General features: G+C 72.9%; 20 protein-coding genes. 6 read left to right on the forward strand and 14 right to left on the reverse strand.

Annotation, left to right across the window (positions count from 1 at the left end):
* The first annotated feature begins 31 nt into the window (after window positions 1–31).
* Together AB0L34_RS07310 and AB0L34_RS07315 are read left to right on the forward strand one after the other, a co-directional pair.
* Complete coding sequence (locus AB0L34_RS07310) at window positions 32–2,029, forward strand: DEAD/DEAH box helicase (RefSeq protein ID WP_363702700.1); 1,998 nt, start codon at window positions 32–34, stop codon at window positions 2,027–2,029.
* A 108-nt stretch (window positions 2,030–2,137) separates the two neighbouring features.
* Complete coding sequence (locus AB0L34_RS07315; RefSeq protein WP_363702766.1) at window positions 2,138–2,758, forward strand: putative glycolipid-binding domain-containing protein; 621 nt, start codon at window positions 2,138–2,140, stop codon at window positions 2,756–2,758.
* Window positions 2,759–2,806: 48 nt separating this feature from the next.
* Here AB0L34_RS07315 and AB0L34_RS07320 read toward each other — a convergent pair whose 3' ends face one another.
* The 3 genes from AB0L34_RS07320 to AB0L34_RS07330 form a co-directional block, all read right to left on the reverse strand.
* Entirely contained in the window at window positions 2,807–3,898 is a 1,092-nt protein-coding gene (locus tag AB0L34_RS07320) for a PLP-dependent cysteine synthase family protein (RefSeq protein WP_357464486.1), read from the reverse strand.
* Between the two features lie 22 nt (window positions 3,899–3,920).
* Window positions 3,921–4,748 carry an SDR family oxidoreductase gene (locus AB0L34_RS07325; protein WP_363702702.1) on the reverse strand — a complete coding sequence of 276 codons (828 nt, stop codon included), beginning with the start codon at window positions 4,746–4,748 and terminating at the stop codon, window positions 3,921–3,923.
* 84 nt (window positions 4,749–4,832) lie between these two features.
* Window positions 4,833–5,291: an Lrp/AsnC family transcriptional regulator gene (locus AB0L34_RS07330; RefSeq protein WP_363702704.1), complete on the reverse strand. Its 459-nt coding sequence runs from the start codon at window positions 5,289–5,291 to the stop codon at window positions 4,833–4,835.
* A 269-nt stretch (window positions 5,292–5,560) separates the two neighbouring features.
* Between AB0L34_RS07330 and AB0L34_RS07335 the strand changes: the two genes are divergently transcribed.
* Window positions 5,561–5,827: a BldC family transcriptional regulator gene (locus AB0L34_RS07335; RefSeq protein WP_357464480.1), complete on the forward strand. Its 267-nt coding sequence runs from the start codon at window positions 5,561–5,563 to the stop codon at window positions 5,825–5,827.
* Between the two features lie 66 nt (window positions 5,828–5,893).
* Here AB0L34_RS07335 and AB0L34_RS07340 read toward each other — a convergent pair whose 3' ends face one another.
* Window positions 5,894–6,523 carry a UbiX family flavin prenyltransferase gene (locus AB0L34_RS07340; RefSeq protein WP_363702706.1) on the reverse strand — a complete coding sequence of 210 codons (630 nt, stop codon included), beginning with the start codon at window positions 6,521–6,523 and terminating at the stop codon, window positions 5,894–5,896.
* 192 nt (window positions 6,524–6,715) lie between these two features.
* Between AB0L34_RS07340 and AB0L34_RS07345 the strand changes: the two genes are divergently transcribed.
* A complete protein-coding gene (locus AB0L34_RS07345) occupies window positions 6,716–7,699 on the forward strand; it encodes a terpene synthase (RefSeq protein ID WP_363702708.1) in 984 nt (327 codons plus the stop codon).
* A 68-nt stretch (window positions 7,700–7,767) separates the two neighbouring features.
* Here AB0L34_RS07345 and mqnP read toward each other — a convergent pair whose 3' ends face one another.
* Window positions 7,768–8,682 carry a menaquinone biosynthesis prenyltransferase MqnP gene (mqnP, locus tag AB0L34_RS07350; RefSeq protein WP_363702710.1) on the reverse strand — a complete coding sequence of 305 codons (915 nt, stop codon included), beginning with the start codon at window positions 8,680–8,682 and terminating at the stop codon, window positions 7,768–7,770.
* Window positions 8,682–10,142 carry a menaquinone biosynthesis decarboxylase gene (locus AB0L34_RS07355; RefSeq protein ID WP_363702712.1) on the reverse strand — a complete coding sequence of 487 codons (1,461 nt, stop codon included), beginning with the start codon at window positions 10,140–10,142 and terminating at the stop codon, window positions 8,682–8,684. Before AB0L34_RS07355 ends, mqnP begins: the two co-directional genes overlap by 1 nt.
* Before the next feature lie 247 nt (window positions 10,143–10,389).
* On the opposite strand from AB0L34_RS07355, the gene AB0L34_RS07360 reads away from it, so the two are divergent.
* Complete coding sequence (locus AB0L34_RS07360; RefSeq protein ID WP_363702714.1) at window positions 10,390–11,739, forward strand: hypothetical protein; 1,350 nt, start codon at window positions 10,390–10,392, stop codon at window positions 11,737–11,739.
* A gap of 361 nt (window positions 11,740–12,100) precedes the next feature.
* Here the strand turns inward: AB0L34_RS07360 and ccsB are convergent, their stop codons facing one another.
* The 6 genes from ccsB to hemL form a co-directional block, all read right to left on the reverse strand.
* Window positions 12,101–13,075 (reverse strand): c-type cytochrome biogenesis protein CcsB, encoded by a 975-nt coding sequence (gene ccsB / locus AB0L34_RS07365; RefSeq protein ID WP_363702716.1) that lies wholly within the window; start codon window positions 13,073–13,075, stop codon window positions 12,101–12,103.
* A complete protein-coding gene (locus AB0L34_RS07370) occupies window positions 13,075–14,730 on the reverse strand; it encodes a cytochrome c biogenesis protein ResB (protein ID WP_363702718.1) in 1,656 nt (551 codons plus the stop codon). The genes ccsB and AB0L34_RS07370 overlap by 1 nt, the downstream gene beginning before the upstream one ends.
* On the reverse strand, window positions 14,730–15,554 hold the full coding sequence (locus tag AB0L34_RS07375; RefSeq protein WP_363702720.1) for a cytochrome c biogenesis protein CcdA: 825 nt from the start codon (window positions 15,552–15,554) through the stop codon (window positions 14,730–14,732). Before AB0L34_RS07375 ends, AB0L34_RS07370 begins: the two co-directional genes overlap by 1 nt.
* Entirely contained in the window at window positions 15,554–16,132 is a 579-nt protein-coding gene (locus AB0L34_RS07380) for a TlpA disulfide reductase family protein (protein WP_363702722.1), read from the reverse strand. Before AB0L34_RS07380 ends, AB0L34_RS07375 begins: the two co-directional genes overlap by 1 nt.
* Window positions 16,132–16,779, reverse strand: a complete 648-nt coding sequence (locus AB0L34_RS07385) for a histidine phosphatase family protein (protein ID WP_357449452.1) — start codon at window positions 16,777–16,779, stop codon at window positions 16,132–16,134. The genes AB0L34_RS07380 and AB0L34_RS07385 overlap by 1 nt, the downstream gene beginning before the upstream one ends.
* 184 nt (window positions 16,780–16,963) lie before the next feature.
* Entirely contained in the window at window positions 16,964–18,301 is a 1,338-nt protein-coding gene (hemL, locus tag AB0L34_RS07390; protein ID WP_363702724.1) for a glutamate-1-semialdehyde 2,1-aminomutase, read from the reverse strand.
* Between the two features lie 195 nt (window positions 18,302–18,496).
* Between hemL and AB0L34_RS07395 the strand changes: the two genes are divergently transcribed.
* On the forward strand, window positions 18,497–18,832 hold the full coding sequence (locus AB0L34_RS07395) for an STAS domain-containing protein (protein WP_350679152.1): 336 nt from the start codon (window positions 18,497–18,499) through the stop codon (window positions 18,830–18,832).
* A gap of 119 nt (window positions 18,833–18,951) precedes the next feature.
* Here the strand turns inward: AB0L34_RS07395 and AB0L34_RS07400 are convergent, their stop codons facing one another.
* Window positions 18,952–19,506 (reverse strand): response regulator, encoded by a 555-nt coding sequence (locus AB0L34_RS07400; RefSeq protein WP_363702726.1) that lies wholly within the window; start codon window positions 19,504–19,506, stop codon window positions 18,952–18,954.
* Window positions 19,503–21,817: ATP-binding protein (locus AB0L34_RS07405; RefSeq protein ID WP_363702728.1), on the reverse strand; the 2,315-nt coding region annotated here is incomplete at its 5' end. The genes AB0L34_RS07405 and AB0L34_RS07400, both read right to left, overlap by 4 nt.

The following is a 21,817-nucleotide window of genomic DNA, read 5'->3' on the forward strand; positions in this document are numbered from 1 at the left end:
ATCACTGACCCGGCGCGCGCCGTGCGCGCCCATGGGCGATCTTGCGGGCGATTCGGCGGCGTTCAGCTGCGGCAGGCCAACGCGAAGATGCGCCCCGCTCGAAAGGCATTTCTTGACCGCGTTTGCTGAACCCAGCACGTTTCCGCCCGCCCTCGACACCGCCGACGCGCAGTCCGTCGTCGAACGGGACGCCACCCCGCAGGACTCCGCCGCACCGGTGACGGCCGAGGCCACCGACTTCGCCGCGCTGGGGCTGCCCCAGCCGCTGGTCCGCGCGCTCGCCCGACAGGGCATCACCGCCCCGTTCGAGATCCAGCGCGCCACCATGCCGGACGCGCTCGCCGGCCGGGACGTCCTCGGTCGGGGCCAGACCGGCTCCGGCAAGACCCTGGCCTTCGGCCTGCCGCTGCTGGCCCGGGTGGCCGACGGCGAGCGGGCCCGGCCGCTGCACCCGCGGGCCCTGGTCCTGGTGCCGACCCGCGAGCTCGCCATGCAGGTCAACGACGCGCTGCTGCCGCTCGGCAAGGCCGTCGGCGTGTTCCTGAAGACCGCCGTCGGCGGCGTGCCGTACGACCGGCAGATCGACGCCCTGCGGCGCGGCGTGGAGATCGTCGTGGCCACCCCGGGCCGGCTGGGCGACCTGATCGCCCGGGGCGTGTGCCACCTGGACGACGTGGAGATCACCGTCCTCGACGAGGCCGACCAGATGGCCGACATGGGCTTCCTGCCCGAGGTCACCGAGCTGCTGGCGAAGACGCCGGCGGGCACCCAGCGGCTGCTCTTCTCGGCCACTCTGGACGGTGACGTCGACGCGCTGGTCAAGCGGTTCATGACCGACCCGGTGACCCACTCGACCGCCCCGTCCACCGCATCGGTGTCCACCATGGACCACCACATGCTGCTGATCCCGCCGCACGACAAGTTCCCGGTGGCGGCGTCCATCGCGGCCCGGGACGGGCGGACCATGGTCTTCGCCCGCACCCAGCTCGGCGTGGACCGGCTGGTCGAGCAGCTCGCCGCCGTGGGCGTACGCGCGGGTGGCCTGCACGGCGGCAAGACGCAGCGGATGCGTACCCGCACGCTGGCCGAGTTCCGTGAGGGTCGGATGAACGTCCTGGTCGCCACGGACGTGGCCGCCCGGGGCATCCACGTGGACGGCGTCTCGCTGGTGCTGCACGTCGACCCGCCGAAGGACCCGAAGGACTACCTGCACCGCGCGGGGCGTACCGCTCGGGCCGGGGAGTCTGGCGCGGTCGCCACGCTGGTGCTGCCGAAGCAGCGCCGGACGACCCTCGCCATGCTGGAGAAGGCCGGCGTGGCACCGGCCGAGACCCGGGTGCGCGCCGGCGACCCGGCGCTCGCCGAGCTGACCGGCGCCCGCGAGCCGAGCGGCGTCCCGGTCCGCAACGAGCCCGAGGAGCCGCGCCGGCACGGCGACCGGCCGGGCGGCCCGCGCCGCTTCGGCGACCGCGACGCCCGGGGCGAGCGCCGCTACGGCGACCGGCCGCACGGCGAGCGCCGCTACGGCGACCGACCCCAGGGCGAGCGCCGGTACGGCGACCGGCCCACCGAGGGACGCGGCTACGGCGAGCGGGGCTTCGCGGACCGGGGCGAGCGGCGCTACGGCGACCGGCCGCACGGCGAGCGCGGCTACGGCGACCGCGACGGGCGCGGCGAGCGGCGCTACGGCGACCGGCCGCAGGGCGAGCGCCGCGGCTACGGCGACCGGCCGCAGGGCGAGCGGCGCGGCTACGGCGACCGGCCGCAGGGCGAGCGGCGCTACGGCGACCGGCCCACGGAGGGGCGCGGCTACGGCGACCGGCCGACCGACAGCCGGGGCTACGGCGACCGGCCCCAGGGCGAGCGCCGCTACGGCGACCGGCCCACCGAGGGACGCGGCTACGGCGAGCGCGGCGAGCGGCGCTTCGGCGACCGGGGCGGCTTCCGGCCCGAGGGCCGGGGTCGCGACGACCGGCCGCGCGACGAGCGGCGGGGCTTCGGCGGGCGGCCGCCGGCGCGTACCCACTGATCACGAGCACCGACCGGAACGCCGTCGCGGAGCCCACGCTCCACGGCGGCGTTTCCGCATCCGCTGCCGGTGTCGGTCGCGTCGCGTAACGTCCGGCTCATGCCGACCATGCCGAAGTCGCTCTTCTGGACCCGGACGGACACCGCCGGCACGGAGCACGCGCTGTTCGACGACGGCCGGGGGCTGACCGCTCGGGGCACGCTCACGGCCGTCGACCCGGTCCCCTACACCTGCCGCTATCAGCTGACCACCGACCCGCAGTGGGTGACCGCCCGGGCCGAGGTCGAGGTGGAGGGCAGCGGGTGGCTGCGGAGCGTACGCCTGGAACGGGCCGGCGACCGGTGGCGGGTGACCACCGGCGAGCAGGGCGACCTGGACGCGGCGCTGCGGGCCGCCGGCCATCCGCCCGCCGGGCTGCCCGGCACGGACGACCCGGACCGGCTGGCCGAGGCGCTGGACGTCGACCTCGGCGGTTCGCCGCTGTTCAACGCCCTGCCGGTGCACCGTCTCGGGTTGCCCCGCGCGCCGGCCGACACACCGCACCGGGTCGCCGTCGCCTGGGTGCTGGTGCCCAGCCTGATGGTGGTGCCCGCCGAGCAGGTCTACACGCCGCTCGGCCCCGGCCGGGTCCGCTTCACCAGCGACACGTTCACCGCCGAGATCGACCTCGACGCCGACGGCTACGTGGTGCGCTACCCGGGGTTGGCCGAGCGCGTCGACCCGCGCTGACCGCCCGGCCCGGTGCCGGAGTCGACCAGCCTGGCGTGCCGCCGCGGGTCAGGCCGGCCAGGCGCCGTCGGCGAGGAAGCGCTCGATCGTCGCCAGGTGCGGGCCCAGGTCGAGCCCCTGGGCGGCCACCCAGTCGTCGGCGTAGTAGGTGTCGGCGTAGCGGTCGCCGGCGTCGCAGATCAGGGTGACCACCGAGCCGGTGCGGCCCTCGGCGAGCATCTCCGCGATCAGCCCGAAGGCGCCCCACAGGTTCGTGCCGGTCGAGCCGCCCACCCGGCGGCCGAGCACGGCCGAGCCGGCCCGCATGGCGGCCAGCGAGGCGGCATCGGGCACCTGGACCATCCGGTCCACCACCGAGGGCAGGAACGACGCCTCCACGGTCGGCCGGCCGATCCCCTCGATCCGCGAGCCGCGCCCGGTGCGGACCGACCAGTCGGCCGCCTGCCAGGCGGGATAGAACGCGGAGTTCTCCGGGTCGACCACGCAGAGCTTGGTGGGCAGCCGCCGGTAGCGGGCGTACCGGCCGATGGTGGCGCTGGTGCCGCCGGTGCCGGCGCCCACCACGATCCACGTCGGCACGGGGTGCCGCTCCAGGGCGAGCTGCGCGTAGATCGACTCGGCGATGTTGTTGTTGCCCCGCCAGTCGGTGGCCCGCTCGGCGAACGTGAACTGGTCCATGAAGCGCCCGCCGGAGTCCTCCGCCAGCCAGCGGGCCTCGACGACCACCTTGGCCGGGTCGTCGACGAGGTGGCAGCGGCCGCCCTGGAACTCGATCTGGGCGATCTTCTCCGGCGAGGTGGAGGCCGGCATCACCGCGATGAACGGCAGCCCCAGCATCCGCGCGAAGTACGCCTCCGAGACCGCCGTCGAGCCGGAGGACGCCTCGACGATCGTGGTGCCCGGGCCGATCCAGCCGTTGCACAGCCCGTAGAGGAAGAGCGAGCGGGCCAGCCGGTGCTTGAGGGAGCCGGTGGGGTGCACCGACTCGTCCTTCAGGTAGAGGTCGATCCCCCACGCCCGGGGCAGCGGGAACGGCAGCAGGTGGGTGTCGGCGGACCGGTTGGCGTCCGCCTCGACGGTGGCGATCGCATCGGTCACCCAGCGCCGGCTGGCCTCGTCGCACCGGTCGAGATGAGTCACGTCCGAAACCTAGCAAGCCCGCTCAGGGCGGCTCGGCTCCGGCCCGGCGGCGCTGGCGGCGCTGACCCGCCCGGCCGGCCGCGAGGATCAGCGGGGCGAGCCGTACGGCCGGGCCGGGCAGCGCGTCGAGCAGCCGGACCTGCGCGCCGCGCCAGCGGGGCACGCTGACCACCGGGCGGGGCCGGCGGGCCAGGCGCGCGGCCCGGCGGGCCACCCGCTCGGGGTTCAGCAGCGTCCCGGTGAAGGAGACCGCGGCGCCCGGGTCGTCGAGCCTGTCGTGCAGCATCGGCGTCCAGATCCCGTCCGGGCAGAGGCACGACACGTGTACGCCCCGGTGCCCGGCCAGCCGCAGGTCGGCGAGGGTGCCGACGCTGAAGGCCACCAGGGCGTGCTTGCTGGCCGCGTAGACGGTCTCGCCGGGGGCGGCCACCAGCCCGGCCAGCGAGACGACGTTGACCACGTGCCCGTGCCCCTGCGCCCGCATGACGGCCAGCGCGGCGAGGGTGCCGTTCATCGCCCCGAGGGTGTTCACCTCGACCACCCGGCGGCGGGTCGCCGCGTCGTGCTCCCAGGAGGGGCCGGTGACGAGGATGCCGGCGTTGTTCACCCAGAGGCCGAGCCCGCCCCGGCCGACCGCCTCGGCGGCGACGGCGGCGCAGGCGGCCTCGTCGCGGACGTCCAGCGGGCGGGACCAGCCGCCGAGCGGCGCGGCGGCGTCGGCCGCCGCCCCGGCGTCGAGGTCGGTGAGGAGCACCGGCCAGCCGTCGGCGTGCAGGGCGGCGGCGATGGCCCGGCCGAGGCCACCGGCGGCACCGGTGACCACGGCCGCCCCGGGGACGGGCTTCGTCATCGGCGCACGCTATCGCCGCCGACGGCGGGACGCCAGGGCCGGCGGGACGACCCGGCGGGCCGGGCGTGCCCCGTGCCGCGGCGGTCAGGTGGTGGGCGTCACCGGGGGCTGCGGGCGGTTCTCCCACTTGGTGGAGAGGGCGATGCCGGTCCGGGTGGAGGCGACGCCGGGGGTCCGGTTCAGCCGCACGATCAGCCGCTCCAGCTCCGCGATGGTGCCGACCCTGGCCTTGAGCAGGAACGACTCGACGCCGGCCATGAAGTAGCAGGACTCGATCTCGGGCATCTGCCGGAACGCCTCGAGCACGTCGTCGGTGTCGGCGCCCGAGTCCTCGATGATCCCGATGAGCGCGGTGACGGCGAGGCCGATCGACTCGGGCTCCACCTCCGCCCGGTACGCCCGGATCACGCCGCCGGACTCCAGCTTGCCGACCCGTTCGTGCACGGCCGGCGCGGAGAGGCCCACCTGGCGGGCCAGCTCGGCGTAGGACAGGCGGGCGTTGCCGCGCAGCAGTTCCACGAGGCTCAGGTCGATGGCGTCCACGGACTGTAGACCCTAGCGGTCCGGGCGTAACGTCGGGCATTCGGAGCGCGTTGAACATGACAGGGTGTAGTCGTTCGCAAACTCACAGTCAAGGGGGCCGTCCGCAGGTAATATTTCCTAACTTCCCACTCAGTGCGTTTTTCGCGTTTGGCGGACAGGCCAGGTCGCTGGTGCTGTAATTGCCATACGTCCCTCATGACGGCTCTGGGCTCGCACCGGCCGGGGGCAGTGTGTTCAGCCGGGGGCTTCGTCGACGCGAGGAGGGGGCTGTGGACACTGGAGATCGCCTGCTGACACCGGGTGAAGTTGCCGCACTGTTTCGGGTTGACCCGAAGACTGTGACGCGATGGGCGGCGGCGGGCCGGATAGGCAGCATCCGGACTCCAGGCGGGCACCGCCGGTTTCGGGAATCCGAGGTGCGGGCCCTGCTTGAGGGTGAGGGCATGTTGGACGAGGCGGAGGACGTCGGCAAGCCGCGCAACACGGGCCCGGCCGCCTCGACCGGCCCGGGCCCGGCCAACGCGGGAATGTACTGACCGGTGCGGATCGGCGCGCGGACCGGACACCGACTCCGGTCCGCGGCCCTGTGAACCCGGCCGGGCTCAGTCCCGCGCCGCGCCCAACTCACCAGACCAGCGGCGGAACAGGTCGTGCGGTACGCCGAGGGCGTCCAGCACCTTGCCGGCGACGAAGTCGACGAGCTGCTGGGCGGAGGCCGCCGCCCCCGCACCGTAGAAGCCGGGGCTGGCCGGCAGCACCACCGCCCCGGCGTCGTGCAGGGCGATCAGGTGCTCCAGGTGGCTGCGGGTCACCGGCGTCTCCCGGGGCACCACCACCACCGGCCGGCGCTCCTTGAGGTTCACCTCGGCGGCGCGCTGGAGCAGGTCCTTGGAGAGCCCGATGGCGATGCCGGCGCAGGCCGCCGTACTCGCCGGGACCACCGCCATCCCGCGTACCCGGTAGGAGCCGCTGCTCGGGCCGGCCGCCAGGTCGCCGGCGGGCCAGTGCCGCACGTCGGCGCCCGCGAGGTCCCGGCCCAGCCAGGTGGCCAGGTCCTCCGCCCAGTGCGCGTCCCGGAACGGACGGCCGGTCTCGTCCAAGACCGTCAGCCGGGCGGCCCGGGAGACGATCAGGTCCACCGACTCCCCGGCGTCGAGCAGCGCCCGCACGACGGCCGCCGCGTACGGCGTTCCGGACGCCCCGGAGACCCCGACCACCCATGGTTCCCGCATGCCACCAGCCTGCCTGGTCGCTGGCCGGCGCCGTCAGGCACCCCCGGACCGGCGCCCGCCCGGGATACCCGCCTGCGGGGTGGTTTGTCCCCGACGAGCGCGATGTCGGCCGGGATCGCGGGCATCCCGGCGACCTGACATGCTGCCGGGGCGATTCGCACGGACGCAGATCGCACGCGGGAGGAATCGGTGATGACCGACGAGATCCTCTGGTCGCTACGGTCGGAGTGCCCCATCCCGCCCCGGCTCTCGCCGCACGCCGACCGGGTGCAGGGCTGGCTGACCGACGACCTGCTGCCGGGCCTCGGCCTGCCGCCCGACGACGGGACGCCGCAACGGCTGGCCCGCGCCGCCGTCGCCCGGTACGCCGGCCGCCTCTACCCGAGTGCCACGGAGCCCGACCTGCGCGTGCTGGCCGCGCTGTTCACCTGGTTCTTCCTGGTCGACGACGCGTGCGACGGGCCGGGCCGGCTCGGCACGGACGAGATCCGGGCGCTGCGCGCCGGCGCGCTGACCCTGCTGCGTGAGGGGCCCCGGATCCGGCACGCCGGACTCACCGGGCCGCTGCGGCGGCTGCTGGTGCGCGCGTGGCGGGAGCCGCGCCGGCGGATGCCGGCCCGCTGGCGGCTGCGCTTCGCCGAGGCGGTCGCCGACCACCTCGACGGCACGTGGCGGGAGGCGGTCAACAAGTCGGCCGGACGCCACCCCGGCGTCGCCGAGTACGTCGAGCTGCGCCGCGCCACCTCCGCCACGTACGTGTCGTACCCGCTGGTGGAGTTCGTCACCGGGCGTCCGCTGCCCGACGCGGTGCACCACCACCCGCTGCTGCGCCGGGTCGCCGCCACCGGGAACGACCTGGTCTCCTGGTACAACGACCTGGCCTCGCTGGAGCGCGACCGGACCACCTCGGGCGGGCACAACCTGGTGCTGGCGACCGCCGCCGAGCACGGGGTGGCGGTGGAGACCGCTGTCGCGCTGACCGCCGAGCGCTGGCGGGCGTCGATGCGGCGCTTCGTCGAGCTGCGGGCGGCGGTGCCGTCGTTCGGGCCGGCGCTGGACGAGGCGGTCACCGACCACCTCGACGGGGTGGCGAACGCCGTCCGGGCGACCGTCGACTGGACGCTGGAGAGCGATCGCTACCCGGGCTCCCACCCCGAGCCCGCCGCCCTCCGCTGACCCTCGCCCGCCCACACTCCGGCCCTCCGGCGAGCCCGCCCACCGAGCGGGCGCTGCGGCCGGCGCGGTCAGGGGCGCAGGTCGAGGCGGATCACCAGGTCGAGCAGGGCGAAGACGAACAGCGCGATGCCGACGAAGCCGTTGGCGGTGAAGAAGGCCCGGTTGACCTTGCTCAGGTCGGTCGGGGTGACCACCACGTGCTGGTAGCCGAACGCGAGCGCGGTCAGCGCCAGCCCGATCCACCAGGGCCAGCCGAAGCCGACCAGCGCGCCGAACCAGATGAAGAGCGCGAAGGTCACCACGTGCGCCACGGTCGAGGCGTGCAGGGCGAAGCGCCGGCCGTACCGGGCGGGCACGCTGTGCACCCCGATCTCCCGGTCGATCTCGGAGTCCTGGCAGGCGTAGATGAGGTCGAAGCCGCCGATCCAGAGCCCGACGGCCGCGCCGAGCAGCCAGGCGGGCCACGAGCCGTCGAGGGTGCCGGTGACCCCCAGCCACGCGCCGACCGGGCCCACCGCCTGGGCGACCCCCAGGATGGCGTGCGGCCAGTTGGTGAACCGCTTGCCGTACGGGTAGACCACCAGCGGCACCACGGCGAGCGGCGCGAGCACCAGGCAGAGCGGGTTGAGCAGGGCGGCGGCGGCGAGGAAGACCACGAGCGCGACCGCCGCGCCGGTCCAGGCCGTCCGCACGCTGACCGCCCCGGTGACCAGTTCCCGGGAGGCGGTACGCGGGTTCCGCGCGTCGATCCGCCGGTCCAGGATCCGGTTGGCCGCCATCGCGAACGTCCGCGCGCCCACCATCGCCACGGTGATCAGCAGCAGGTCCCCCCACCGCACCCGCCCCCCGTGAACCTGCATGGCGGTCAACGCCGACAGGTACGCGAACGGCAACGCGAACACGGAGTGCTCGATCGCCACGAGCTTGAGGAAGGACTTGACCCGGCCGGGACGCTCCACCGGCTCGGCGACGGCGGTGGCCATCAGATGCCGTACTCCTTCCAGCGCTTGTCCACCAGGGAGACGACCTCGGGGGCCATCGTCATCTCCTCCGGCCAGCCCCGGGTGTAGCCCTCGCCGGGCAGCTTGCGGGTCGCGTCGACGCCCGCCTTGCCGCCCCAGAACTGCTGGTACGACGCGTGGTCCAGGTGGTCCACCGGGCCCTCGGTGAGCAGCAGGTCGCGGGCGTAGTCGACGTTGCCGAAGGCGCGGAAGGCGACCTCGTTGTAGTCGTGCACGTCGCAGTCCTCGTCGACGATCACGATCAGCTTGGTCAGCGACATCATGTGCGCACCCCAGATCGCGTTCATGACCTTCTGGGCGTGCTTCGGGTAGCGCTTGCGGATCGACACGATCGCGCAGTTGTGGAAGACCCCGGCGGCCGGCAGGTCGTAGTCGACGATGTCCGGGATCAGGAAACGCAGCAACGGCGCGAAGATCCGCTCGGTGGCCTTGCCGAGGCCGTGGTCCTCCTGCGGCGGTTGCGACGTGACGATCGAGTGGTAGACCGGGTCGCGCTGCATGGTCATGCACTCGATGTGCATCACCGGGAAGGGCTCCACCGGCGTGTAGAAGCCGGTGTGGTCGCCGAACGGCCCCTCCGGGAGCCGCTCGCCCGGCTCGATGTAGCCCTCCAGGACGACCTGCGCGTGCGCCGGCACCTGCAACGGGACCGTCAGGCAGTCCGTCATCTCGACCCGCTCGCCGCGCAGGTACCCGGCGAACAGGTACTCGTCGATGTCGGCGGGGAGTGGCGCGCTGGCCGAGTAGGCGACCACGGGATCGGCGCCGATGGCGATCGCCACCGGCAGCCGCTGCCCGAGCCGCTCGGCGACCGCGTGGTGCGCCGTGGAGTTCTTGTGGATCTGCCAGTGCATACCGATGGTGTTCCGCGAGTGCTGCTGCAACCGGTACAACCCCAGGTTGCGCTTGCCGGTCTCCGGGTGCTTGGTGTGGGTCAGCCCGAAGTTGTGGAAGATCCCGCCGTCACCCGGCCAGACCTGCAGCCCTGGCAGCCGGTTCAGGTCGACGTCGTCGCCACGGTAGACCACCTGCTGGCAGGGGGCGGTCTTGACCTTCTTCGGCGGCATCGACTTGAGCTGCATGACCTTGCCGAGGCCGTCCATCATCCCGGAGAGGCCCATCGGCAACTCCGGCTTGAGCATGTCGCCGATCCGCTCGCCGATCTCGTCGAGCCGCTCGACGCCGAGCGCCATCGCCATCCGCTTCTCGGTGCCGAAGAGGTTGATCGCCACCGGCATCTCGCCCCGGGTCGGCCGCTCGAAGAGCAACGCGGGGCCGCCCGCGCGGACCGTCCGGGTGACGACCTCGCTGATCTCCAGGGTGGGATCGACGGGGACGCTCACCCGCCGCAGCTCGCCCGCGCGCTCCAGCGCCGCGAGGAAGTCCTTCAGATCGTTGTACGGGAAGCCACGAGCCGCCATGCCTGCCAGTCTCCCGCACCGGTCGGAGCGGCCACCACGCCGGGTGGTGTGACACCGGCGATCCCGGCGGCACGGCGACGCGGGACCGGTCCGGCCGTCTCGACCGGACCGCGGCCCGCGCGATCGAGATCGATCTTCGACACACCGGACCGGGCGGCCGGCGATCACTAGGATCATGGATCGCCGATCGAGTCGGCGGTGATGTCCCACCGCGGCTCTGGACCGGCTCACCCCATGAAGGAGATCGATGCATTCTGTGCGCGTCTCGCGCGGCAGCGTTCTGCGCGTCCTGACCGTGCTGGCCGTGGTCACGGCGGGAGCCGGCGCGGCGGCCGCTCCGGCTGCGGCGCGAAACGACCCCGGCTGGGTCAGCGGCTGGCTCGGCGACGTCACCGTCGGCGCGGCCGGTGCACCCGGCCGGACGGCGCCGCTGGCCCTGACCAGCACCGGCGCGACCGACCCCCGGGTCACCGTCGACCTGACCGGTCTCGCTGGCGTCGCCGCGGCCAGCTTCCCCGACTGGTGCGTCGCCGAGGGCACCTCGGTGACCTGCCCGATGCCGCCGGGGGCGACCCCAGACGAGTTCGGCACTGTCGACGGCACGGTGCCGGTGGCGTTCCGCGCCGCGCCCGGTGCCGTCGACGGCGCGACCGGCACGCTGGACTACACGGTGCGGGCCGAGGGGCTGGAGCCGTACACCCAACAGGCGACCGTCAGCGTGCGGTCCGGTCCCGACCTGCTCGATCTGGTCAACGAGTACGTCTCGGGCACCGAGGTCGGCGACGTCCGTGACGTCCCGGTGACCGTGGTCAACGCCGGTGACCAGCCGGCCGAGGACCTCAGGGTGACCCTCCGCTTTCCGGTGGGTCTGCATCCCGCCAGCTATCGGAACTGCCGGTACGGCACCGACCCCGTGCTCGCCACGGTGGTGGTCTGCACCGTGCGGGGCACCTTCACGCCGGGGGTCCGGCACGAACTGCGGGACGGCTTCACCACCACGGTCGGTCCGGCCGCCCTCGGCGACAAGCGCATCACCCAGTTCGTGGAGCCTCTGGCCGCCGCAGGACCGCTGCCCGACAACGTGCGGCTGACCCGTCGGGAGGCCGACCGCGCGCTCCGACTGCGGCCGGTCGGCGAGCCACTCGATCTCATCACCGCCGACACCGCTTACGGCGGGACCTACCTGCGCGACATCCACGGTGCCTTCGACATCGTCGCCGAGGGCGCTGCCGTCACCGGTGCCGTCGGCGACACCGTCCGGGTGACCGTGGGGATCCGCAACGACGGTCCGGGTGTGCCGGACGGCACCAACTCCGGCGGCGACGCCGGCGCGTTGCTCTTCACCCCACCGGCCGGAGTGACCGTGCTGGCCAACCCGCCCGGCTGCGGGCCGACCAACCACGATGAGGGCGGCGCTCCGACGGCCTGGGTCTGCTGGCTGGGGGCAGTGTTCCCAGCCGGGGAGAGCTTCACGGTTCCGTTCGACCTACGGATCGACGGACCTCCGGGTGCCCCCGGCGAGGTCCGGCTGCACTACAGCTACCCGCGTCCGGACGACAATCCGGCCAACGACACCGCCCCGGTCACCCTCGGCTGACCCGGGCCCGCACCACCCCTCGGCCCAACCGGGCCGGACGAGGAAAGCCGGCCACGGGCGTCCCGTGGCCGGCTACCTCGACCAGTTCGCGCTGCTGCCGCACTATCCGCGGGCGACGTCAGCGTTGCTCGACGTCGCCGGCCACAACCTTTAGATCGAGCAGCCCAGCCTGTTCGAGGCGCTGGTGGGCGAATGGCTGGACCGGGTCGCTGTCGAACGCTGACGTCGCGCTCGGCTACCTTGAACGCCCCGATTACCGCAGAGAGACCGTCAGTTCGCGGCCCCGTTCCAGTCGGTCCAGGTCAGGCCGGCCCAGCGCACGACCCCACTTGTGGTTCTACATTTTGCTGCCGGGCGGTGATCAGTCGAGGCCGCCGTACGAGTGCAGGCCCTCGAAGAAGATGTTCACCCCGAACAGGTTCATCAGCATGGTGAGGAAGCCGGCGACGGCGAGCCAGGCCACCACGTTGCGCTTCACGCTCGGCGTGGCCCGGGCGTGCAGGTAGCCGGCGTAGATCACCCAGGAGATGAACGACCAGGTCTCCTTCGGGTCCCAGCCCCACGGCCGGCCCCAGGCCGCCTCGGCCCAGATCGCCCCGCCGATCACCCCGAAGGTGAAGATCGGGAACGCGAAGGCGTGCAGCACGAAGGTCAGGCGCTCCAGGCTGGCCGCCGACGGAATCCGCTTCGCCAGCGTGTACGGGAAGCTCCGCTTGCCCTGCTCGTAGCCGAACCGCATCAGGAACGTCACCGCCGGCACCGCGCCGAGCAGGAAGATGCCGGAGGCGAAGACGACGGTCGAGACGTGGATGACGAACCAGTACGAGTTGAGCGCCGGCACCAGCGGCACGATCGGCACGTAGAGCACCAGTTCGGCGGTCGCCAGCAGCAGCACCATCACCAGCGACAGGAACAGCCCCAGGCGGCGCAGCGCCGGCAGCTTCCAGAGCACCACCAGCCAGGCGGCGGCACCGATCCACGAGACCGTGAGCACGAACTCGTACATGTTGCCCCAGGGCATCCGGTCGGCGGCGATGCCGTGGGTGACCAGCGCCCCGAGGTGCAGCAGCGTCGCGATCGCGGTGGCGACGACGGCGATCACGCCGCCCAGCCGGGCCCGCCGGGCGGTACGCTCGGCCGCCGCCCGGTCGGCGTCGACGCCTGCCTCCAGGGTGACGCCCCCGGCCGCGCCGACGCCGGCCCCGACCAGTTCGCGGGCGGGTGCCGCGACGTGGGCGCGGGCGTTGCCGAGCGCGTACTCGACGGCGTGGCTGATCATCGCGACCAGGTACGCCAGGATCGCGAACGACACCAGCTGGTCGGAGAGTGCGGACATCACTCGGCTCCTTCTCGCGATCCGGCCCGCTCGTCGCCGGCGCGATCGACACCGGCCCGCCCGTCCGGCCCCCCGTCACCGCTGACCGCGGCGACGAGCTGCGCGAACTCGTCGGCGAACCCTGGATGGTCGGTGCGCGGCAGGCCACCGGCCTCGACCAAACTACTACCGCCCGTCGGAGATCCACCCGCGGGGTCGGTCGGCAGCACCCGGAAGAAGACCCGACGGCGCCGGCCGAACAGCGAGCCCAACAGCCCGACCAGCAGCACCCCGGAGCTGACCAGCAGCAGCGTGGAGCCCGGGTCGTACCGGACCGACAGGGTGATGTACGGCAGGCTGTCCAGGAACTCGACCTTGCTGCCGTCGTCCAGCGTCCAGGTCTCGCCCTTGCGGAGCAGCTTCGTGCCGACCTCCTTCACCTTGCCGGCCCGCACCTGCCGCTGGTCCAACTCGTAGATCGAGCCGGGGATGCCCGCGTCCAGCCCCAGGTTGCCCCGGTAGGCGACGAGGTTCAGCGCCGGGTTGCGCTCGGTCGGGTACTCGGAGCGCGCGAACGGCGCCGAATCCGGCGCGGTCGGCAGGTAGAGGCCCGAGAAGGCCATCTGGAGGTCCGGGTCCCGGCTGCCGGTGTCGGGGTCGACGTTGGCGTCCGGGAAGGCCGCCAGCCCCTCGCTGGTCAGCCCGATGTCGCCGGTGGTCAGGAACGGCACGGCGCTGGTCTGGCTGCGGCCGAACCGGTCGGTGTAGCGGATCACCGGGGCGTAGCCGTGGCCGAGCAGGTAGACGTTCGCGCCGTCGAGGCGTAGTGGGGAGTTGACCGAGAACTCCGCAGGCCGCGGCGCACCGCCGGCCTCGTCCACGGTCACCCTGGCCGAGTAGAACTCCGGCTGGCCGGACTCCAGGAACCGGGCCTCGAAGTCGTCGAGCTGGATGCAGAAGTCCGGCAGGTCCTCGCTGCCGACCCGGGGGCCGAGCTTGCTCTCGGCGTACTGCTGCTGGGTGTTGCAGAACGCGTTGTCCTTGCCGGCGACCAGCAGCTTGTTGCCGTTCCAGCCGTACCAGGAGCCGAGCGCGACGCCGACCAGCACGACCACCATCGAGGTGTGGAAGAGCAGGTTGCCGGTCTCCTTGAGGTAGCCCTTCTCGGCGGAGACCTCGTCGCCGCGGACCGCCACGCGCCAGCGCCGTCGGCGCAGCGCCTCGGCGATCGCCGCCGCACCGCCCTCGGGGGCGGGCAGCACCGCGTGCTGCGGCAGCCGGTCCATCCGCTTCGGGGCGGCCGGCGGCTTCGACCGCAGCGCCCGGACGTGGTCGCGCAGCCGGGGGGTGATGCAGCCGATCAGCGAGGTGAACAGCAGCAGGTAGATCGCGGAGAACCAGACCGAGCCGAACGCCTCGAAGGCGCCGATCCGGTCCAGCACTCGGGCCATGTCGGGGTGCTCGGTGAAGTAGTCCCGCACGTCCTCCGGATTGACCCCGCGCTGCGGCAGCACCGAGCCGGGGATGGCGGCGACCGCGAGCAGGAACAGCAGCACCAGCGCCGTACGCATGCTGGTGAGCTGCCGCCACGAGTTGCGCAGCAGGGCCAGCAGCCGGTTGGGCCGACGCCGGGGCGCCTCGGCCGGCGTCGCCGGCCGCTCGTCCACGACGGTCATCAGATGCTCACCTCGCCCACCCCGACGGTGGTCTGCAGCCAGATCACGAAGTTCGTCCACCCGCCGGTGATCAGCGCGAGGCCGATCAGGATCAGCAGGGCCCCGCCGACCCGGGTGATCCAGCGGCTGTTGCGCCGGATGGCGCGGAAGACCCCGAGCAGGCGCTGGAAGCCCAGCCCGAAGACGACGAACGGTATCCCCAGCCCGAGGCAGTACGCCACAGCGAGCACCACGGCCCGGTCGGTCTGCCCCTCGACGGCGGCCATGCCCAGCACCGCGCCGAGCGTCGGGCCGACGCAGGGCACCCAGCTGAGCGCGAAGACCGCGCCGAACACCGGGGCGCCGAGCAGCCCGGCGGCGGGCAGCCGGTGGATCCGGAACTCCCGTTGCAGCCCGGGTACCACCCCGACGTAGCCCAGGCCGAGCACGACGATCAGCGCGCCGATGACGATCTCCAGCGTGCGCTCGTACTCGAAGAAGACCCGGCCGACGCCGGCGAAGAGGATCGCGGTGGCGGTGAAGACGACGGTGAAGCCGGCGATGAACAGCAGCGTGCCGGCCAGCACCCGGCCCTTCACGGCGGCGGCCGGCGCGGTGCGCTCCCGCACCGCCACCCCGCCACCACCCGCGGGCTCCGTGGGCGACGGCGCGGGCCGCCGGCCCTCCAGGTCCGCCCCGGCGAGGCCGGTGACGTACGACAGGTAGCCCGGCACCAGCGGGAGCACGCACGGGGAGAGGAAGCTGACCAGGCCGGCGAGCGCGGCCGCGCCGATGGCGAGCAGCAGCGGACCGGACTGGGCGAGTTCCCGGAACGTCTCGCCCATCAGCGGGAACCGTTGGGAGCGGGCTTCTCGGCCGCGATCCGCTCGACGATGGGCTGGAGGCCCTCCTGCTTCACCGCCGCGCGGATGACGGCGGCGATCCGGCCGTCCCGGTCGAGCACGATGGTGGCCGGGATGGTGTTCGGCGGGATGTCCAGGGCGAGCGCGACCCGGCTGGGCGGATCGAACAGGCTCGGGTAGGTCACCCCGAACCGCTCCTCGAAGGCGATGGCCTTGTCCCGGCTGTCCTGGATGTTGACGCCCAGAAAGGTGACCCCGGAGCCCTTGGTGGCCTGGTAGGTCTTCTCCAGGTCGTCCGCCTCGGCCCGGCACGGGTTGCACCACGAGCCCCAGAAGTTGACCACGACGACCTGGCCGCGGTCCTTCGCCACGTCGTGGCTGCCGCCGGTGAGCAGCTCGCCGGAGATCTTCGGGGCCGCGGAGCGCTCGTCGGGCGCGCACTCGATGACGCCCTCGGAGTTGGTGCCGCAGGCGTCCTCCCGGCTCTCCGAGGAGCAGCCGACCAGTGCCACCGTCGTGACGGCGGCGAGCAGACCAGCGGTCCACCTCCGGGCGTTCATCAGGCCCCCTTGGCTGTCCGGGCGGTCGCCGACATCGCGATCAGGTGCGCGGCCGGCTCGGAGTAACCGATGCCGACCACCTTGGCGCCGTCGAAGTGGAAGGAGGTGAGGCTGGCCAGCCCGCACTGACGCCGGCGCGGGTCGTGCCAGAGCCGCTTGCGCTCGACGTGGCGGCGCAGCGTCCAGATGGGGAGCTGGTGCGAGACGAGCACGGCCTCGCGCCCCTCGGCGGCCACCCGGGCGGCGTGCAGGGCGGCGAACATCCGCTCCGCGATCGCGCGGTAGGCCTCGCCCCAGGACGGGGTGACCGGGTCCCGCAACACCCACCAGTTGCGCGGGTCGCGGAACGAGCCGTCGCCGGGCGAGACCTTCTTGCCCTCGAACCAGTTGGCGCTCTCGATGAGCCGCTCGTCCACGCCGACCGGCAGCCCGAACTGCGCGGCGATCGGCTCCGCCGTCTGCTGGGCGCGCTCCAGCGGGCTGGCCACCACGTGCACGACCTCCCGCTCGGCGAGCCCCTGCGCGGCGGCCTTGGCCATCTGCACGCCGAGCTCGGAGAGCCGGAAGCCGGGCAGCCGGCCGTAGAGGATGCCGTCCGGGTTGTGCACCTCGCCGTGCCGCAGCACGTGGACCACCGTCTTGCTCACCGCTACGCCCCCTTCGTTCGCGACTGCGGGGCTCGCAAACCCGGCTCACTCCTCGCGCTCACCGCTACGCCCTTCGTTCGCGACTGCGGGGCTCGCAAACCCGGCTCACTCCTCGCGCTCACCGCTACGCCCTTCGTTCGCGACTGCGGGGCTCGCAAACCCGGCTCACTCCTCGCGCTCACCGCTACCCCCCGTGACCGGCCGCTGCCGCCGCGTTGGCCGCCACCGGCAGGGCGGCGGCGATCTGCTCCAGAGCGGCGTCGTCCAGCGCCGCCGACACGAACCACGCCTCGAACGCGCTCGGCGGCAGGTAGACGCCGCCGGCGAGCATCGCGTGGAAGAACGCCTTGAAGGCCGGCACCTGCTGGGTGCGGGCGCTGTCGTAGTCGACCACGTCGGCGTCGGTGAAGAAGATCGAGAACATGTTGCCCGCGTACGACAGCCGGTGCGGCACCCCGGCGGCGGCGAGCGCGTCGGCGGCGAGCTTGCTCACGACGGCGGCCGTCTCGTCAAGCCGGCGGTAGAGCGCGTCGTCGGCCAGCCGCAGGGTGGCCAGGCCGGCGGCGCAGGCGAGGGGGTTACCGGAGAGCGTGCCGGCCTGGTAGACGGGCCCGGCGGGGGCCAGTCGCTCCATGATCTCCGCGCGCCCGCCGAACGCCGCGGCCGGCAGCCCACCCCCCATGACCTTGCCGTACGTCCACAGGTCGGCGTCGGAGGCGTCGAGGCCGTGCCACCCGGCGCGGGAGACCCGGAACCCGGTCATCACCTCGTCGACGATGAGCAGCGCGCCGTGCGCGTGCGCGATCCGGGCGAGCTGCTGGTTGAAGCCGTCGCGCGGGGCGACCACGCCCATGTTGCCGGCGGCGGCCTCGGTGATGATCGCGGCGATGTGCTGGCCCTCGGCGGCGAACGCCTGCTCCACGGCGGCGACGTCGTTGTACGGCAGCACGATCGTGTCGCCCGCCGCCGCGCCGGTCACGCCGGGCGAGTCGGGCAGGCCGAGGGTGGCCACGCCCGAACCGGCGGCGGCCAGCAGCGCGTCGGAGTGACCGTGGTAGCAGCCGGAGAACTTGACGATCCGGGGGCGGCCCGTGAAGCCCCGGGCCAGCCGGATCGCCGACATGGTGGCCTCGGTGCCGGAGTTGACCAGCCGGACCTGCTCGACCGGGGTGCGGTCGACGATCTCGGCGGCCAGCTCGACCTCGCCCGGGGTGGGGGTGCCGAAGCTGGTGCCCCGGGCGGCGGCGACCCGGATCGCGTCCACCACCTCGGGGTGCGCGTGGCCGAGGATCAGCGGGCCCCAGGAGGAGACCAGGTCGACGTAGCGCCGGTCGTCGGCGTCGTAGAGCCAGGGCCCCTCCCCCCGGACCATGAAGCGCGGTGTGCCGCCGACGGCACGGAAGGCGCGCACGGGGGAGTTCACCCCGCCGGGCACGATGGCCTTGGCGCGGTCGAACAGGGCCTCGGAGGCCGGCGCGTCGGCCGGGTAACGGCCGGATCCGGCGGGAAACATATCGGTCACGATGCCGCCATTGTGTCAGCGCCGGGCGGCGAATCGGCAGGCACCCCGGACCGGGGTTACCAGGCTCACCCGCCCCGGCCTCCCGTGCGGTCTCGCCGCGCCCTCCGGGGCTCAGGGTCGGCGGTGCTCCCGCTCGATGGCTGCGGCACCCCGGCTCGACAGGCCGGGTCGCCGGGATCGCGCTAGGCTGACCCGGTGGATCGTGCCGAACTGTCCATCACGCTACACCGGACGGGCGACGAAGCTGTGCTGCGCCTGGCCGGTGAGATCGACATGCTCACGGCCGCCCAGCTGTCGACCGTCGTCAACGAGGTGCTCGCCGATCCGCCGCCGCGGATCGTGCTCGACCTCGGCGGCGTCACCTTCTGCGACTCGCAGGGACTGGGCACCCTTGTCGTGCTCAGCCGGAAGGCCAGCCACGCGCAGAGCCTCCTGGTCCTGACGAACGTCGGCGACTTCCTGCTCCGCGTCCTGGACATCACCGGCCTCCGCAGCGCCCTGATGATCCGCAACGACCAGACCACGGCCTGACCCGCTCCCCCGGCCGGCCCTCGCGATCTTGCGCTTTCCGTCCTGATTCGTTCGCCTTTGCGCTCTTTGTCGGGGGCGAGAAAATGCAGGATCGAGGCGGGGCCAGGGGCCGGAGCGGGTCAGGGGGTGTTGCCCCAGCGGGCCTGTTCGAGAAGGTCGACGGCGCGGTCGCGGGCGTCCGGGTCGTCCGTCCGCAGCATCACGGTGGCCTCGTCGACCGCGTCGGTGAGCACCCGCCACTGCGCATCGCGCTCCCGCACCAGATCCGACTGGGCCGCGAGCTGCCGGGTCTTCACCCACAGCTCCACGAAGACCGACACCTTGGCCCGCAACACCCACGGGTCGAACGGCTTCGTGAGGTAGTCGACCGCGCCGACCGCGTAGCCGCGCAGCGCGAGCTGGGCGTCCCGGTCCGCGGCGGTGAGGAAGATGATCGGCACGTGCCGCGTACGCTCACGCCGCTTGATGTGGCTCGCCGTCTCGAAGCCGTCCATGTCCGGCATCTGGGCGTCGAGCAGGATCACCGCGAAGTCGTCGACCAGCAGCTGCTTCAGTGCCGCCTCGCCGCTCTCCACGGCGACGGACTGGACCGGCAGCCCCTGGAGGATCGCCTCCAGCGCCATCAGGTTCTCCCGGCGGTCGTCCACCAGGAGCGCTTTGGCCATCTGGGTCACGAACTCTCCTCGGCTCGGCTGCCGCTGATCCAGGACGACATGAGTTCGATCAACTCGTCCAGGTCGACGGGCTTGGTGATGTAGTCGGTTCCCCCGGCCGCCAGCGCCGACTCGCGGTCGCCGGGCATGGCCTTCGCGGTCAGGAAGACGATCGGGAGGTCGGCGAACCGATGGTTGCGCCGGATCTGCCGGGTCGTCTCGTAACCGTCCTGATCGGGCATCATCGCATCCATCAGGACGATGTCCACTTCCGGATGCTCGGCCAGGAGGCGGACGCCGTCCGCCCCGTTGTCCGAGTACAACACGGTGAGCCCGTGCAGTTCCAACGCGCTGGTCAGCGCGAAGACGTTCCGGACGTCGTCGTCGACGATCAGCACGGTGGCCCCCTCGAGTCGCCGGGTGGCCGGCGTGGAGGCCGGCTCGGGCAGCTCCGGCGGCGGCATCAGCAGCGACGACGGCAGCCCCGCCCGGGCCGGCGACGGCGGCAGCGGAGCCACCACCGCGTCCGGCGCGAGCACGTCCGGCACGAAGAGGGTGAACGTCGAGCCCTGCCCGGGCGCCGACGACACGACGATGCTGCCGCCCAACAGCCGGGCCAGGTCCCGGCTGATCGACAGGCCCAGCCCCGTACCGCCGTAGCGGCGGCTGGTGGTGCCGTCGGCCTGCTGGAACGCCTCGAAGATCAACGACAGCTTGTCGTCGGAGATGCCGATCCCGGTGTCGACCACCGTGAACGCGATGACCTGCCGCGCGTTGGTCAACGCCGGCACGTCGAAGGCCGTGTTCTCGGGCGCCGGCGCGATCCGCAGCGTCACCGCGCCGTTGTCGGTGAACTTGACCGCGTTGGAGAGCAGGTTGCGCAGGATCTGCTGGAGCCGCTGGGCGTCGGTGACCAGGGCCGGCGGCAGGTCCTTGCTGATCCGCACCTGGAAGTCCAGGCCCTTCTCGTCGGCCTGCGGCGCAAACGCCTGCTCCACGTAGCTGCGGATCTCGTCGAACCGCACCTCGGTGGGCTCGACGTCCATCCGCCCCGCCTCGATCTTGGACAGGTCCAGGATGTCGTCGATCAGCGACAGCAGGTCGGAGCCGGCGCCGTGGATGGTCCGGGCGAACTCGATCTGCTTCGGGGTGAGGTTCTGCTCCGAGTTCTCGACCAACAGCCGGGCCAGCAGCAGCAGGGAGTTCAGCGGCGTACGCAGCTCGTGGCTCATGTTGGCCAGGAACTCCGACTTGTACGCCGACGCCCGGGTGAGCTGCTGGGCCTTCTCCTCCAGGCCGAGCCGGGCCAGCTCGATCTCGCGGTTCTTGGTCTCGATGTTGCCCTTCTGCTCGGAGAGCAGCTGCGCCTTGTCCTCCAGCTCGGCGTTGGTGCGCTGGAGTTCGGCCGACTGCTCCTGCAACTCGTGGGCGAGCCGCTGGGACTGCGCGAGCAGTTCCTCCGTACGCCGGTTGGCCTGGATGGTGTTGACGGCGATGCCGGTGGTGAGCACCAGCCGCTCCAGGAAGGACAGGTGCAGCTCGGAGAAGGGCGTCACGCTCGCAAACTCGATCACCCCGAGCAGCTCGCCCTCGAAGAGCACGGGCAGCACGACCAGGTCGGCCGGCGGGGTCTCGGCGAGCCCGGAGCGGAGCATCAGCCTGCCGTCCGGCGTCCCGCCCATCCGGATCGTCCGGCGGGAGAGGGCGGTCTGGCCGACCAGTCCCTCGCCGGGCCCGAAGGTGACGTCGTGCCCCCGGGCGACGTAGCCGTACGAGGCGGTCAGCCGCAGCCGCATCACGCCCTCGGAGGTGTCCGCCAGGAAGAACGCGCCGAGCTGCGCGTCGACCAGCGGGGTCACCTCCATCATGATCATGCGGCAGACCTCGCCGAGGTCGCGTTGGCCCTGGAGCAGTCCGCCGATGCGGGCCAGGTTCGAGTCGAGCCAGCCCTGTTCGGCGTTCTTCTTGGTCGTCTCCCGGAGGGTGACGATCATCTGGTTGATGTTGTCCTTCAGCTCGGCGACCTCGCCCTGCGCCTTGACCGCGATCCGCTGGGTCAGGTCGCCCCGGGTCACCGAGGTGGAGACCTGCGCGATGGCGCGCAGCTGGGTGGTGAGGGTCGAGGCGAGCTGGTTGACGTTCTCGGTGAGGTCCCGCCAGGTGCCGGAGACGCCCTTCACCTGCGCCTGGCCGCCCAGCTTGCCCTCGATGCCCACCTCGCGGGCGACGCGGGTGACCTCGTCGGCGAACGACGAGAGCTGGTCCACCATCGTGTTGACGGTGTTCTTCAGCTCCAGGATCTCGCCCTGCGCGTCGACCGTGATCTTCTGCG

Origin of the sequence: Micromonospora sp. NPDC052213 (genome assembly GCF_040679695.1) — a bacterium.
In the GTDB taxonomy this organism is placed as follows: Bacteria; Actinomycetota; Actinomycetes; order Mycobacteriales; family Micromonosporaceae; genus Micromonospora.

What these genes read in the sequence shown, in the direction of transcription:
- AB0L34_RS07370 (WP_363702718.1), bottom strand. Translation starts at nt 14,730, where the DNA reads ATGACCGTCGTGGACGAGCGGCCGGCGACGCCGGCCGAGGCGCCCCGG.
- AB0L34_RS07375 (WP_363702720.1), bottom strand. Translation starts at nt 15,554, where the DNA reads ATGGGCGAGACGTTCCGGGAACTCGCCCAGTCCGGTCCGCTGCTGCTC.
- ccsB (WP_363702716.1), bottom strand. Translation starts at nt 13,075, where the DNA reads ATGTCCGCACTCTCCGACCAGCTGGTGTCGTTCGCGATCCTGGCGTAC.
- AB0L34_RS07340 (WP_363702706.1), bottom strand. Translation starts at nt 6,523, where the DNA reads ATGCGGGAACCATGGGTGGTCGGGGTCTCCGGGGCGTCCGGAACGCCG.
- AB0L34_RS07310 (WP_363702700.1), top strand. Translation starts at nt 32, where the DNA reads ATGGGCGATCTTGCGGGCGATTCGGCGGCGTTCAGCTGCGGCAGGCCA.
- AB0L34_RS07360 (WP_363702714.1), top strand. Translation starts at nt 10,390, where the DNA reads ATGCATTCTGTGCGCGTCTCGCGCGGCAGCGTTCTGCGCGTCCTGACC.
- AB0L34_RS07315 (WP_363702766.1), top strand. Translation starts at nt 2,138, where the DNA reads ATGCCGAAGTCGCTCTTCTGGACCCGGACGGACACCGCCGGCACGGAG.
- mqnP (WP_363702710.1), bottom strand. Translation starts at nt 8,682, where the DNA reads ATGGCCACCGCCGTCGCCGAGCCGGTGGAGCGTCCCGGCCGGGTCAAG.
- AB0L34_RS07355 (WP_363702712.1), bottom strand. Translation starts at nt 10,142, where the DNA reads ATGGCGGCTCGTGGCTTCCCGTACAACGATCTGAAGGACTTCCTCGCG.
- AB0L34_RS07345 (WP_363702708.1), top strand. Translation starts at nt 6,716, where the DNA reads ATGACCGACGAGATCCTCTGGTCGCTACGGTCGGAGTGCCCCATCCCG.
- AB0L34_RS07325 (WP_363702702.1), bottom strand. Translation starts at nt 4,748, where the DNA reads ATGACGAAGCCCGTCCCCGGGGCGGCCGTGGTCACCGGTGCCGCCGGT.
- AB0L34_RS07380 (WP_363702722.1), bottom strand. Translation starts at nt 16,132, where the DNA reads ATGAACGCCCGGAGGTGGACCGCTGGTCTGCTCGCCGCCGTCACGACG.